Source organism: Streptomyces sp. NPDC021100, from assembly GCF_044333095.1.
Taxonomy (GTDB): domain Bacteria; phylum Actinomycetota; class Actinomycetes; order Streptomycetales; family Streptomycetaceae; genus Streptomyces.
Genome location: NZ_JBIRQH010000008.1, coordinates 42,952 through 55,722, shown reverse-complemented (window position 1 = coordinate 55,722; position 12,771 = coordinate 42,952). Strand labels below are relative to the sequence as shown.

12 protein-coding genes are annotated in these 12,771 nt (G+C 72.1%); 8 read left to right on the top strand and 4 right to left on the bottom strand.

Annotation, left to right across the window (positions count from 1 at the left end):
- Nucleotides 1-87 precede the first annotated feature (87 nt).
- Nucleotides 88-1,266: an imidazolonepropionase gene (gene hutI, locus ACH4PU_RS17145; protein WP_398272613.1), complete on the top strand. Its 1,179-nt coding sequence runs from the start codon at nt 88-90 to the stop codon at nt 1,264-1,266.
- A 71-nt stretch (nt 1,267-1,337) separates the two neighbouring features.
- Here the strand turns inward: hutI and ACH4PU_RS17140 are convergent, their stop codons facing one another.
- Nucleotides 1,338-2,582, bottom strand: a complete 1,245-nt coding sequence (locus tag ACH4PU_RS17140) for an alpha/beta hydrolase family protein (RefSeq protein WP_398272269.1) — start codon at nt 2,580-2,582, stop codon at nt 1,338-1,340.
- A 159-nt stretch (nt 2,583-2,741) separates the two neighbouring features.
- On the opposite strand from ACH4PU_RS17140, the gene ACH4PU_RS17135 reads away from it, so the two are divergent.
- Nucleotides 2,742-3,458: an aspartate/glutamate racemase family protein gene (locus ACH4PU_RS17135; protein ID WP_398272267.1), complete on the top strand. Its 717-nt coding sequence runs from the start codon at nt 2,742-2,744 to the stop codon at nt 3,456-3,458.
- 102 nt (nt 3,459-3,560) lie between these two features.
- Here the strand turns inward: ACH4PU_RS17135 and ACH4PU_RS17130 are convergent, their stop codons facing one another.
- A complete protein-coding gene (locus ACH4PU_RS17130; protein ID WP_398272611.1) occupies nt 3,561-4,478 on the bottom strand; it encodes an RNA polymerase sigma factor SigF in 918 nt (305 codons plus the stop codon).
- 252 nt (nt 4,479-4,730) lie between these two features.
- Here ACH4PU_RS17130 and ACH4PU_RS17125 point away from each other — a divergent pair, with 252 nt between their 5' ends.
- Together ACH4PU_RS17125 and ACH4PU_RS17120 are read left to right on the top strand one after the other, a co-directional pair.
- Nucleotides 4,731-5,120 (top strand): STAS domain-containing protein, encoded by a 390-nt coding sequence (locus ACH4PU_RS17125; protein WP_398272265.1) that lies wholly within the window; start codon nt 4,731-4,733, stop codon nt 5,118-5,120.
- 160 nt (nt 5,121-5,280) lie between these two features.
- On the top strand, nt 5,281-5,787 hold the full coding sequence (locus tag ACH4PU_RS17120) for an ATP-binding protein (protein WP_185945611.1): 507 nt from the start codon (nt 5,281-5,283) through the stop codon (nt 5,785-5,787).
- A 411-nt stretch (nt 5,788-6,198) separates the two neighbouring features.
- Here ACH4PU_RS17120 and ACH4PU_RS17115 read toward each other — a convergent pair whose 3' ends face one another.
- Nucleotides 6,199-7,731, bottom strand: a complete 1,533-nt coding sequence (locus tag ACH4PU_RS17115; protein WP_398272262.1) for a peptide MFS transporter — start codon at nt 7,729-7,731, stop codon at nt 6,199-6,201.
- A gap of 470 nt (nt 7,732-8,201) precedes the next feature.
- Here ACH4PU_RS17115 and ACH4PU_RS17110 point away from each other — a divergent pair, with 470 nt between their 5' ends.
- Together ACH4PU_RS17110 and ACH4PU_RS17105 are read left to right on the top strand one after the other, a co-directional pair.
- Nucleotides 8,202-8,882: a response regulator transcription factor gene (locus ACH4PU_RS17110; RefSeq protein WP_185945613.1), complete on the top strand. Its 681-nt coding sequence runs from the start codon at nt 8,202-8,204 to the stop codon at nt 8,880-8,882.
- A gap of 123 nt (nt 8,883-9,005) precedes the next feature.
- The gene (locus ACH4PU_RS17105) at nt 9,006-10,289 is read left to right on the top strand and encodes an ATP-binding protein (RefSeq protein ID WP_398272259.1); all 1,284 of its coding nucleotides are present in this window, start codon (nt 9,006-9,008) and stop codon (nt 10,287-10,289) included.
- Nucleotides 10,290-10,355: 66 nt separating this feature from the next.
- On the opposite strand, the gene ACH4PU_RS17100 is transcribed toward ACH4PU_RS17105, so the two are convergent.
- Nucleotides 10,356-10,892: a GtrA family protein gene (locus ACH4PU_RS17100; RefSeq protein WP_398272257.1), complete on the bottom strand. Its 537-nt coding sequence runs from the start codon at nt 10,890-10,892 to the stop codon at nt 10,356-10,358.
- 204 nt (nt 10,893-11,096) lie between these two features.
- On the opposite strand from ACH4PU_RS17100, the gene ACH4PU_RS17095 reads away from it, so the two are divergent.
- Entirely contained in the window at nt 11,097-12,236 is a 1,140-nt protein-coding gene (locus ACH4PU_RS17095) for a 5-(carboxyamino)imidazole ribonucleotide synthase (RefSeq protein ID WP_398272255.1), read from the top strand.
- Nucleotides 12,233-12,769 carry a 5-(carboxyamino)imidazole ribonucleotide mutase gene (gene purE / locus ACH4PU_RS17090; protein WP_398272252.1) on the top strand — a complete coding sequence of 179 codons (537 nt, stop codon included), beginning with the start codon at nt 12,233-12,235 and terminating at the stop codon, nt 12,767-12,769. Before ACH4PU_RS17095 ends, purE begins: the two co-directional genes overlap by 4 nt.
- The last annotated feature ends 2 nt before the right edge of the window (nt 12,770-12,771 follow it).

Genomic DNA, 12,771 nt, shown 5'->3' with positions numbered 1-12,771 from the left:
CGCACCCCCGACACGCACCCCGCCCGAACCCCCGACAAGAAGCGGCCGAGCCCGAAGCGCCCGAACCCGAAGGACGTCCTGACCCCCATGGCCCCCATCACCACGGCGATCACCAACATCGGCAGCCTCGTCACCAACGATCCCTCCCTCCCCGGTACAGGCCCCCTCGGTGTGATCCAGGACGCGGCGGTCGTCATCGACGGCGACCGCATCGCCTGGGTCGGTCCGACAAGCAAAGCACCCGCCACTGACAACGCCGTCGACGCCGAGGGCCGGGCGGCCCTCCCGGGCTTCGTGGACTCCCACTCCCACCTCGTCTTCGCCGGCGACCGGACCGAGGAGTTCAACGCCCGGATGTCCGGCCGGAGCTACAGCGCCGGCGGCATCCGCACCACCGTCGCCGCCACCCGCGCCGCGACCGACGCCGAGCTGGAGGCCAACCTCCGGCGCCACCTCGACGAAGCCCTCCGCCAGGGCACCACCACCCTGGAGACCAAGTCCGGCTACGGCCTCAGCGTCCACGACGAGGCCCGCGCCCTGCGGATCGCCGCCGCCCACACCGACGAGGTCACCTACCTCGGCGCCCACGTCGTCGCTCCCGAGTTCGCCGACGACCCGGACGGCTACGTCGCACTCGTCACCGGCGAGATGCTCGACGCCTGCGCCCCGCACGCCCGTTGGGTCGACGTCTTCTGCGAGCGCGGCGCGTTCGACGGCGACCAGGCCCGGACGGTCCTGGAGGCGGGGCTCGCCAAGGGGCTGCGCGCCCGCGTGCACGCCAACCAGCTGGGCCACGGGCCCGGCGTCCGGCTCGCCGTCGAGCTCGGCGCCGCCTCCGCCGACCACTGCACCCATCTCACCGACGCGGACGTCGACGCCCTGGCCTCCGGCGACACGGTCGCCACCCTGCTGCCCGGCGCGGAGTTCTCGACGCGCGCCCCTTGGCCGGACGCGCGCCGGCTCCTCGACGCGGGCGTCACCGTCGCACTGTCCACGGACTGCAACCCCGGCTCGTCCTTCACCAGTTCGGTGCCGTTCTGCGTCGCCCTGGCCGTGCGCGACATGGGGATGACCCCCGACGAGGCCGTCTGGGCCGCCACCGCGGGCGGCGCCGCGGCCCTGCGCCGCACCGACATCGGCCGCGTCACCCCCGGCGCCCGCGCCGACCTCGTCCTCCTGGACGCGCCGAGCCACGTCCACCTCGCCTACCGGCCGGGCGTCCCCCTGGTCTCCGCGGTCTGGCGCCGGGGCGTACGCGAGGTCTGAGCCGGCCGGCCGGCGTCTCAGGCCGGCGGCTCGCCCCCGCACCCTGCCGGGGCGGGCCGCCGGCCCAAGACTCAGCCCTCGGCCTCCCGCCGCCAGGCGATCCGGACCTCCGGCAGGTCCGTCCCCGGCGCGTCCAGCTCCGGCGCGGGCCGGCCGCGCAGGTGCAGCCCGAAGAAGGCCGCCACGTAACGGCTCGTCGCCGCCTGCGCGCGGCGCCCGTCCAGACTGCCGAAGAACCGCTGGAACCGCTCCGGCGGCCAGGCCGCCGCCAGTTCCAGGCCGACGCCCAGCGGCGCGAGGTCGGTGAAGCCGTAGTGCCGGGTGCCCAGCAGCTTCACCTTGCGGCCCCACGCACGGTGGGCCGCCGTGAACGCGTCCCAGCCCGGGTCCGTCGAGTCCTCCGTGAACAGCATGAACGGCTGTGTCAGCCCGGTGCGGACGGCATCCGTCCACAGCCGGCCGTCGAGCACGGCGCCGGCCGAGAACCGGGCGTCCGTGCGCAGCGCCTCCGCGGCGGCCGAACCGCCCAGCGAGTGCCCGAACGCGCCGACCCGGTCGAAGTCCACGGCGGTGCTGACCGCGGGCGCCGGGCTCGGGCCCCGCTCGCCGCTCAGCACGTCCAGGACGAAGCGCAGGTCCGCCGCCCGGACGTCGGCGTACCGGCGCAGCCGCTCGGGGTCGCTCGTCGGCGGGTTGCCGGGGACGACGCGGCCGTCGGGGAACTCGGCGGGCCCGTCGTAGGTGTGGTTGACGCCCACCACCACACAGCCCTGGGAGGCGAGTTCCTGGGCGAACGCGGTGCCCGTCGCGGCGGGGTCCTGGCGGCCGGGGCTGTAGAGGATCAGGGGCGCGTCCCGGAGCGCACGGCTCACGGGCGCGCCGGCGCGCGACTGCGTGCGCACTCGGGAGAGCGAGCCCGCCGGCAGAGAGAAGCGCTGCTCCACCAAGGGCAGGAGGCCGCCGGTGAGGTAGGGGGCGGTCGTCCGCACGGAGTCGGCGCCCGCGGCGTACCAGACCTGCACCATGAGCTCACGCGGCGCCCGCGCGGGCGCGTAGGGGTCCGTACGGCGGGTGTCCACGAGGTGCAGCCGTGTGGTGCCCACCGGGCAGGGGCCGGAGGGGGCCGGGAGCGGTACGCGGTCCATGGACGGTGTGCGGGGCGCGCACGTCGCGGCGTGCGCCGCCGGGCCCGGGGCGCCCGCGGCTCCACCGGTCAGGGCGGCCCCCACCGCGCCCGCCGAGGCCCGGAGGAGTGAGCGGCGCCCTAAGGAGGTGTGGGGCGCGTCGGACGCCCCGGAGGAGCCGGAACGGGTCATGCGTCTCTTCTCCCAAGCGAAGCGGCCGAGATCGAGAGATCGAGTGTGGATCATCGTCGTCATCACATCACCCTCACGTTTCCCGCGGAACCCCCGTTGCGGCCACCGTCACATCACAACTCGGTTGCCTCTGGGAGTGGCCGGGGCGAAAGTGACGCGATGAAGACGATCGGGTTGCTGGGTGGCATGAGCTGGGAGTCCACCGCCGAGTACTACCGGCTGCTGAACGAGCGCACGCGCGAGCGCCTCGGCGGGCTCCACTCCGCCAAGTGCGTGCTGTACTCACTGGACTTCGCGGACGTCGAGCGGCTCCAGGCCGAGGGCCACTGGGAGGAGGCCGGCGACATCCTGACCGCCGCCGCGAAGTCCCTGTCGGCGGCGGGTGCGGAGCTGCTGCTCATCTGCACCAACACCATGCACAAGGTCGCGGACCGGGTCGCGGCCGCCGTGGACGTCCCGCTGCTGCACATCGCGGACGCCACCGCCGAGGCCGTCCGCGCGGCAGGCCCGCGCCGCGTCGGCCTGCTCGGCACCGCCTTCACCATGGAGCAGGACTTCTACCGCGACCGGCTCACGGCGGGCGGCCTGGAGGTCCTGGTGCCGGGCGAGGAGGGCCGCGCGACCGTGCACCGGGTGATCTACGAGGAGCTGTGCGCCGGGATCGTCCGCGAGGAGTCCCGCGAGGCGTACCGGGCGATCATCCGCGACCTCGTCGCGGCGGGGGCGGAGGGCGTCATCCTCGGCTGCACGGAGATCGAACTCCTCGTCGGCGCCGAGGACAGCCCGGTGCCGGTCTTCCCGACCGCCCGGATGCACGCGGAGGCGGCGGTCGCCCGGGCACTGGCCGACGTGCCGGAGGCGGCGCCGGCGCCCTGAGGCGGGAAGGCGCCGGCGAACGACGGTGCGCCGCGCGGGAGACCCGCGCGGCGCACCGTGCACCCGGAGGCGGCGGACCGGCCGGCCGGTCCGTCCGTCGTGCTACTCGTCGACCAGCAGCCCGCGCCGCAGCCGCACGAGCGTCCGGGAGAGCAGCCGGGAGACGTGCATCTGCGAGATGCCGAGCTCCTCGCCGATTTCCGACTGGGTCATGTTCCCGACGAACCGCAGCGAAAGGATCTTGCGGTCGCGCGGCGGCAGCTCGGCGATCAGGGGCTTCAACGACTCGACGTACTCGACGCCTTCGAGGTCGTGGTCCTCGTAGCCGATCCGCGCCGAGAGGGTGCCCTCGTGGTCGTCGTCCTCGGAGGGCGCGTCCAGCGAGCTCGCGGTGTACGCGTTGCTGGCGCCCATGCCCTCGACGACCTCGTCCTCCGAGATGCCCAGGTGCCGGGCGAGTTCGGCGACCGTGGGGGAGCGGTCGAGGCGCTGGGCGAGTTCGTCGCCGGCCTTGGCGAGGGTGAGCCGGAGCTCCTGGAGCCGGCGCGGGACGCGCACGGACCAGCTGGTGTCGCGGAAGAAGCGCTTGATCTCGCCGATGATCGTCGGCATCGCGAAGGTCGGGAACTCGACGCCGCGGCTGAGCTCGAAGCGGTCGATGGCCTTGATGAGGCCGATGGTGCCGACCTGGACGATGTCCTCCATCGGTTCGCTGCGGGTGCGGAACCGGGAGGCGGCGAACCTGACGAGGGCCAGGTTGAGTTCGACCAGGGTGTTGCGCACGTAGGCGTACTCGTGCGTGCCTTCCTCGAGGGATTCGAGGCGGGCGAAAAGGGTTTTGGACAGGGCCCGCGCGTCCACCGGTTCCACCTCGTCGTACGGGGGGATCTCCGGAAGGGGCGGGAATGTCGACGAGGCGGTCTCCGCCGTCCCGTAGGGGACGGTGTCCTCGTCCTCGGGGCGCGGAAGGATTGCCTCCGGGGAGAGGGGGGAACGCGGTTCGTCGAGCCGGGGTGACATGGTCTCCTCCATCGTTCTCGGCATATGGCCGCCGGTGCCATGAGCTCGTGCTGCGGTTTGCGGCGCCTCCGGGCCGTCCGTGGTGGGTGATGTCTTCCTCTAGCCGTACCGGTCTTTACCTATGCTTGGCAAGTCTCGATTGTCCGTATTTGGTGGTAAATGACGGTTGTTCGACTTTCCGCAGGCGTAGGGAACGCGTAGGGTTTCCGCTGTCCTGAGCGGGCAGGCAGGGCACGGGCACACCATGAAGGGATGCGCGATGGCATGCGGAGATACCAGGGAAAAGGTGTCGGAGTCGTGAGCGGGGCCCGGCTACGGGTGGAGGTCCGGCGGCACGGCGCGAGCGCGGTCGTGAAGCCGGAGGGTGAGCTCGATCACCATACGGCCGACCTCCTGCGCGAACCGCTGGAGAGCTGCGCCGAGGAGGTCGGCGCGCGCATCGTCGTCGACTGCTCGGGGCTGGAGTTCTGCGACTCCACCGGGCTCAACGTGCTCCTGGGCGCCCGGTTGAAGGCCGAGGCCGCGGGCGGCTCCGTCCATCTCGCGGCGATGCGGCCGGTGGTGGCCCGGGTGTTCGAGATCACGGGCGCCGGCGCGGTCTTCGCGGTGCACAGCAGCCTCGACGCGGCTCTCGCCGAGTGACGGGCGGGCGACGGTGCGTTGTGCGGACCACCGGAACGGTGTCGTAGGTGTTCACCGCGTGCGTCCGGGCAGGAGCAGGCTGACCGCTTTGTACGCGAAGACTGTGCACGCCACGACAGAGTCTCTTTCTCAATCGGTGAATCGGTGAGGTGAAGCGCTGATGAGCACCACCCGGCCGTACCCGCCGGCGCCGGGCGACCCCGGCCCGGAGGCGCACGGCTCAGCCGCGGCCGCGCCCGCCGAAGCGGGGCCTCCGGGCGGCCCGGCCCGCCGGCTCCCCCTCGTCGGGGTCAGCGGCGCCGTTCCCCTGTCCCGTGACTTCACCCGCCAGGCGCTCCGGGAGTGGGGCTGGCTGCCCGCGGCCAACGCCGATCACCGGGCCGCCGCCGAGGACGTCCTGCTGGTCGTCTCGGAGCTCGTCACCAACGCCTGCCTGCACGCGGGCGGCCCCGCCGAGCTGCTCGTCAGCCGCGGGACGAAGGTGCTGCGGCTGGAGGTCTCGGACCTCGGCAACGGCGAGCCGGTGCCCCGGACCCCGCACCGCGCGGGCCGCCCCGGCGGACACGGCATGTTCATCGTCCAGCGGCTGTGCCTGGACTGGGGTGTCGTCCGGAACGCGGACGGCGCCGGCAAGACGGTCTGGGCGGAATTGGCCGCCCCCTCGTAGACGGACGCTCGTACGGCGTGCTGTCACCCCGCACGCCCCGACCTCTTCCCGTACGGCCACGGCTCTCCGCCGGTGGCCGCTTTGGTGCGCCCGGAGGCGGAGGGGGCCCGGAGACCCGCAGGGGGCCCAGGAGGCCGATGGAGGTCCGGAGCCCCGCAGGGGGCCCGGAGGGCCCGCGGGAGCCGCCGGGGCCCGCTGACGGGCGCCTGGACGGCGTAGGGGCCGTAGGGGCCCCATCCGCGCCGGCGCCTCCGCTCATCCTCCTCCGCAGCCCCACCACTCCCACACGGAAGCCCCCACCCGCGCCCGCCCGTCCCCGCACGCCCTCCCCGCGCATACGAATGCCCCCGGCGCATCATCGCGCCGGGGGCACTGTGGGGGAGGCGGGCGACGGCTCGCCTCACGTGCGGGTCAGTGCACGTCGCCCATGAGGGCCTCGATCTTCTTGCGGAACGTCCAGACCGCCACGCCCGCCAGGGCCGCGACCGCCGCCTCGCCGAGGATGACGCCAAAGCTGTTGAGGTTCACGTGCGCCGTGGCCATCAGGGTCATGACGCAGTCACCCGCGGTGACCGCGAGGAACCAGACACCCATCATCTGGCTGGCGTACTTCTTGGGCGCCATCTTCGTGGTCAGCGACAGACCCACGGGCGACAGGCAGAGTTCACCGAAGGTCTGCAGCATGTAGATCATGATCAGCCACATCGGGCTGACGGTCTTGCCGTTCGTCGCCATCGCCATGGGGATGGCGAACAACACGAAGGAGGCACCGGCCAGCAGCATCGCCGCGGAGAACTTCACCGTGGAGCTCGGCTCGCGGTTGGAGCGGGCCAGCTTGACCCACAGCGCCGCGAAGATCGGGGCGATGATCAGGACCCACGCGGAGTTGACCGACTGGAACCAGGTGGACGGGAAGTGGATGCCGAAGACGTTGTCCGTGGTCTTCTTCTCGGCGAAGGTCGACATCGTCGAGCCGGCCTGGTCGAAGATGCCCCAGAACACGGCGGCGGCGACGAAGAACCAGATGTAGCCGCTGACCTTGGTCTGCTCCTCCGACGTCAGCTCCTTGTCCCGCTTGATGCGGGCCAGGACGAAGATCGGAACGACCAGGCCGATCAGGGCGAGCGGCACGGTGGCCCACTCGATCGTGAAGGTGCCGGTGCCGACCACGACGCCGTAGAAGATCGCGGCGATGACCAGCCAGATCAGGCCCTTGAGCAGCCAGGAGTTCCGCTCGGCCGCCGTCAGCGGCATCGGGACCTCGGCGCTCTTGGGGTCCAGCCAGCGGGTGCCGATGAGGAACGCCACCAGGCCGAGGCCCATGCCGATCGCGGCGAGGGTGAAGCCCAGGTGCCAGCTGACCTGCTGGCCGACGGTGCCGATGACCAGCGGCGCGCCGAGGCCACCGAGGTTGATGCCGATGTAGAAGAGCGTGAATCCGCCGTTGCGACGCGGGTCCTGCGGGCCGTTGTACAGGTGGCCGACCATCGTCGAGATGTTGGACTTCAGCAGACCCGAACCGATCGCCACCAGGGCCAGACCGGCGAAGAAGGTGGGCTTGCCGGGCAGCGCGAGCAGCAGGTGACCGCACATGATCACGCTGGCCGCGATGGTCACCGTCTTGCGGGGGCCCCAGACGCGGTCGCCGAACCAGCCGCCGGGCATGGCCAGCAGGTACACCATGGCCACATACACCGAGTAGATGGCCAGCGACGTCGACTCCGGCATGGCCAGACCGCCGCCCTGGCTGCCGGACTTGGCGTCCGGGCCACCGGAGATCAGGTAGAGCACGAGAAGGGCGCGCATTCCGTAGTAGGAAAAGCGCTCCCACATCTCCGTCAGGAAGAGGGGGGCCAGGCCGAGGGGGTGGCCGAAGAGGGTCTTGCCGCCGGCGACGGGGGTGTTGTCCCGCGCGGTTGACTCCTTCGTCAGGCTGGACGCCATGGTCGATCCTTGGGTTCCGAGGACACGCGTGGAGCTGCTGCGCGCCCGTGTGGGGGTTGGCCGGCACCGGATCACGGCATCGCTCGCCCCCACGCCCTTGGGGTTCGCCTCCCCCTCGGGGGAGCCGGCAGAGCGGCCTTGATTCCGGGATCCACGCCCCCGCGCACCTTCGCACGGCGGACCCGGCCGACAGGTCGTTCACGTTTCACATAAGAGTGACGGATAAGTCCCGCGTACGGAAGAGACCTCCGGCTAGCCACTGCCGAGCCGAAGGTCCTCCACGCTGGTACAGACTTCCGGTAACCATACGTCACACCCCGCCCGCATATGGAAGGAGTTGAGACATGGATCACAATGGGTGGTGGAACCATTCATCGGGGTTCCGATGTGTCATCCCCTTCGGCGTTCCGCGGGTCCCGGGTGCCGGGAGTGCGCTCTGACGTGCGCCCGAGCGGACTACCATCACGTGCATGACCCGAGTACTGCTCGCCGAGGATGACGCGTCCATCTCGGAGCCGCTCGCACGCGCGCTGCGCCGCGAGGGGTATGAGGTGGAGGTACGAGAAGACGGTCCCACAGCGCTCGCCGCGGGGATCAAGGGAGACGTCGACCTGCTCGTCCTCGATCTCGGGCTGCCCGGAATGGACGGTCTGGAGGTCTGCCGGCGGCTGCGCACCGAGGGCCACGGCTTCCCGGTGCTGGTCCTCACCGCCCGGGCCGACGAGGTCGACACCGTCGTCGGGCTGGACGCCGGAGCCGACGACTACGTCACCAAGCCCTTCCGCCTCGCCGAGCTGCTCGCCCGCGTCCGGGCCCTGCTCCGGCGCGGCGCCGCCGACTCCCCCCAGCAGGGGACGGCGACGCACGGCGTCCGGATCGACGTCGAGTCGCACCGCGCCTGGATGGGCGACGAGGAACTCCAGCTCACGGCCAAGGAGTTCGACCTGCTCCGGGTCCTGGTCCGGGACGCGGGCCGGGTCGTCACCCGCGACCAGCTGATGCGCGAGGTCTGGGACACCACCTGGTGGTCGTCCACCAAGACCCTCGACATGCACATCTCGTGGCTGCGCAAGAAGCTCGGGGACGACGCGGCCAACCCGCGCTACATCGCCACCGTGCGCGGCGTCGGCTTCCGGTTCGAGAAGAACTAGCCCCCGGACCGGAGGGGTAACGCCCCGCCGCAGGGCAACGCCCCGGACCGCAAGGGCAACGCCCCGGACCCGGGGCAACCGGGGGGCAACCGAACAACGGAACAACGAGCCGGAGAACCGCCCGTGCGCCGCCGATTGATCAACTCCACGCTCGCCGTCGTCCTCGTCGTGATCGCGGTCTTCGGCATCTCGCTCGTCATCGTCGAGACCCGCACCATCGAGAACAGCGCGCAGGAGAGCGTGCAGTCCGAGGCGGTGCGGCTGGTCAGCAGCGTCGAGGGGCGGCTGGCCGGCGGCGAACGGGTCGAGGCGGGCGTGCTCCAGCAGCAGATCGCCCAGGACCGGTACGCGCGGGTGGAGATCCCCGGCCGCAAGCCCATCGAGGTCGGCACCCGCCCCGAGGGCGGCCTGATCGTCTCGGAGCAGACCGGGGAGCACGGCGAGCGGGTCCGGGTGGAGGAGTCCCGGTCGGCCGTCAGCAAGGAGGTCGGCCGGACGCTGCTGGTGATCCTCGCGGTGGCCCTGCTGGCCGTCGTCGCCGCCGTCTTCCTCGCCGTCCGGCAGGCCAACCGGCTCACCGCGCCCCTCACCGACCTGGCCGAGACCGCCGAGCGGCTCGGCTCCGGTGACCCCCGCCCCCGCCACCGCCGCTACGGCGTCCCCGAGCTCGACCGGGTCGCCGACGTCCTCGACGGCAGCGCGGAACGCATCGCCCGGATGCTCACGGCGGAACGGCGGCTCGCGGCCGACGCCTCCCACCAGCTCCGCACCCCGCTGACCGCGCTGTCCATGCGGCTGGAGGAGATCACGCTCACCGACGACCCGGACACGGTCAAGGAGGAGGCGACGATCGCCCTCACCCAGGTCGAGCGGCTCACCGACGTCGTCCAGCGGCTGCTGACCAACTCGCGCGACCCCAAGACCGGCTCGGCCGTCACCTTCGACCTCGACGAGGTGATCAAGCAGCAGCTGGAGGAGTGGCGGCCCGCCATCCGCGCCGGCGGCCGGGCCCTGGTCCGCTCCGGCAAGCAGGGGCTCCGGGCGGTGGGCACGCCCGGCGCGGTCTCCCAGGTCATCGCGACGCTGATCGAGAACTCCCTGACCCATGGCGACGGAGCCGTCGCCCTGCGCACCCGGGTCACCGGCAACCAGGCGGTGGTCGAGGTCTCCGACGAGGGCCCGGGCGTCCCGACGGACCTGGGCGCGCGGGTCTTCGAACGGACGGTCAGCGGCCGGAATTCGACGGGCCTGGGCCTGGCCGTCGCCCGGGACCTCGCGGAGGCGGACGGCGGACGGCTGGAACTGCTCCAGCAGCGCCCGCCGGTGTTCGCGCTGTTCCTGAGCATGGAGGCGGGGCCGGGGAGCCGGGGGCCGGAGAGGGAGGAGCCGGAGGAGCGGGAGGACTGAGCTTCGGCGGGCCGCGGGCGCGGATGCCGGCCGGGCGTCGGTGCGGACGTGGGACGGGCGCCGGCGTCAGGAGCGCGTGGACGAAGCCCGGTGCCGCTGCCGCGGGATCTCCGGGGCCGCCGGAGCCTGCGCCAGAAACGATTCAGCCGCCTCGACGGCCGCCTGCGTCACCGGCAGCCGCTTGAACACCCACGTCCGGTACGACCAGAACCGGAACACCGTGCCGATGCCCAGCCCCACCACGTTCTTGGCGATGTTGTCCGCCACCGTGGAGGTGAAGCCGAAGCCGTAGTGCGACAACGCCAGGATCCCGTTCTCGATCACCAGGCCGACCCCGCTGAACAGCAGGAACAGCGTCAGCTCCCGGCTGCGGCGGCTCTTGTCGCAGTCGCGGTACGTCCAGTACCGGTTGCCGACGTAGTTGGCCGCGATGGCGAAGCAGGTGGCGATCACGCCCGAGCGGACCACGGCCAGCCCCGAGTGCCGGCACATGTTGAAGATGACGGTGTTGACCACGAAGCCGACGGCGCCGATGGCGCCGAACTTGGCGATTTCGCGGACCAGCCGCTCCAGCCGGGAACGCACTGCGCGCCGATGACTCATGGTTTCGTCAGGCTCCGTGGGGAAGGCGGTCAGGGCGTGGGGCGACTCACCATGCTAGCGAGCGCTTCCGGGGTGTGGCCGGGGGCCGGGTGAATACCGGACGAACGCCCGCCGCCCCGCCCGCCACCGCCCGATGGCCGGTGGGCTTGGATGATCGTCCAAGCCGGGGGTTGGGCCGGTCGTGCGTACGGATACCCTGTTGAGGTGACGTTCCCGGTAGTCGGCATGGTCGGCGGCGGTCAGCTCGCCCGTATGACCCACGAGGCGGGCATCCCCCTCGGCATCAGATTCAAGCTGCTCAGTGACACTCCGCAGGACTCGGCGGCGCAGGTCGCGAACGAGGTGGTGGTGGGGGACTACCGCGACCTCGACACCCTTCGTGCGTTCGCACAAGGCTGCGATGTGATCACCTTCGATCACGAGCACGTTCCGACCGAGCACCTACGGGCCCTGGAGGCGGACGGCATCCCCGTCCGCCCGGGGCCCGACGCGTTGCTGCACGCCCAGGACAAGGGCGTGATGCGGGCGAAGCTCACGGAGATCGGTGTTCCCTGCCCGCGCCACCGCATCGTGGCCGATCCGGCCGATGTCGAGCGGTTCGCGGCGGAGGGCGACGGCTTCCCCGTCGTCCTCAAGACGGTGCGCGGCGGCTACGACGGCAAGGGCGTGTGGGTGGTCCGCGACTCCGCCGGGGCGGAGGACGCCTTCCGCGCCGGGGTGCCCGTCCTCGCCGAGGAGAAGGTCGACTTCGTCCGCGAGCTGGCCGCCAATGTCGTCCGCTCCCCGCACGGTCAGGCCGTCGCCTACCCGGTCGTCGAGTCGGTCCAGGTCGACGGCGTCTGCGACACGGTCATCGCCCCCGCGCCCGACCTGGCTCCCGAACTGTCCGCCGAGGCCCAGCGGCTCGCGCTGCGGATCGCCCAGGAGCTCGGCGTCGTCGGCCACCTCGCCGTCGAGCTGTTCGAGACCCGGGACGGCCGGATCCTCGTCAACGAGCTGGCGATGCGCCCGCACAACTCCGGCCACTGGACCCAGGACGGCGCGGTCACCTCGCAGTTCGCCAACCACGTCCGGGCCGTCCTCGACCTGCCGCTCGGCGACCCGCGACCGCGCGCCCGGTGGACCGTCATGGCCAATGTTCTGGGCGGCGACTATCCGGACATGTATTCCGCGTACCTCCATTGCATGGCACGCGACCCCGGGCTGAAGATCCATATGTACGGCAAGGACGTCAAGCCCGGCCGCAAGGTCGGACACGTCAACACCTACGGCGACGACCTGGACGACGTGCGCGAGCGCGCCGCCCACGCCGCCGGATACCTGCGAGGGACGATCACCGAATGAGCAGCTCCCCCGGCGCACCGGTCGTCGGCATCGTCATGGGCTCCGACTCCGACTGGCCCGTCATGGAGGCCGCCGCCGAGGCGCTCGCCGAGTTCGACGTCCCCTACGAGGTCGACGTCGTCTCCGCGCACCGCATGCCCCGCGAGATGGTCGCGTACGGGGAGCGGGCGGCCGGCCGGGGGCTGAAGGCGATCATCGCGGGCGCCGGCGGCGCGGCCCACCTGCCCGGCATGCTGGCCTCCGTGACGACCCTGCCGGTGATCGGCGTCCCGGTCCCGCTCAAGTACCTGGACGGCATGGACTCGCTCCTCTCCATCGTCCAGATGCCGGCCGGCGTCCCCGTCGCCACCGTCTCCGTCGGCGGCGCCCGCAACGCGGGCCTGCTCGCGGTGCGCATGCTCGCCGCGCACGACCCCGGCCTGAGCACCCGGATGAGCCGCTTCCAGGAGGAGCTCAACGAGCAGGCGACGGAGAAGGGCCGCCGCCTGCGCGCCAAGGCGCAGGGCGACACCGGCTTCGGCTTCGGAAAGTAAGG

Bases quoted from the DNA above. Each gene is read 5' to 3' on its own strand.
- ACH4PU_RS17100 (WP_398272257.1), bottom strand. From the start codon at position 10,892: ATGAGTCATCGGCGCGCAGTGCGTTCCCGGCTGGAGCGGCTGGTCCGC.
- ACH4PU_RS17125 (WP_398272265.1), top strand. From the start codon at position 4,731: ATGCGCGATGGCATGCGGAGATACCAGGGAAAAGGTGTCGGAGTCGTG.
- purE (WP_398272252.1), top strand. From the start codon at position 12,233: ATGAGCAGCTCCCCCGGCGCACCGGTCGTCGGCATCGTCATGGGCTCC.
- ACH4PU_RS17115 (WP_398272262.1), bottom strand. From the start codon at position 7,731: ATGGCGTCCAGCCTGACGAAGGAGTCAACCGCGCGGGACAACACCCCC.
- hutI (WP_398272613.1), top strand. From the start codon at position 88: ATGGCCCCCATCACCACGGCGATCACCAACATCGGCAGCCTCGTCACC.
- ACH4PU_RS17120 (WP_185945611.1), top strand. From the start codon at position 5,281: ATGAGCACCACCCGGCCGTACCCGCCGGCGCCGGGCGACCCCGGCCCG.
- ACH4PU_RS17110 (WP_185945613.1), top strand. From the start codon at position 8,202: ATGACCCGAGTACTGCTCGCCGAGGATGACGCGTCCATCTCGGAGCCG.
- ACH4PU_RS17130 (WP_398272611.1), bottom strand. From the start codon at position 4,478: ATGTCACCCCGGCTCGACGAACCGCGTTCCCCCCTCTCCCCGGAGGCA.
- ACH4PU_RS17140 (WP_398272269.1), bottom strand. From the start codon at position 2,582: ATGACCCGTTCCGGCTCCTCCGGGGCGTCCGACGCGCCCCACACCTCC.
- ACH4PU_RS17135 (WP_398272267.1), top strand. From the start codon at position 2,742: ATGAAGACGATCGGGTTGCTGGGTGGCATGAGCTGGGAGTCCACCGCC.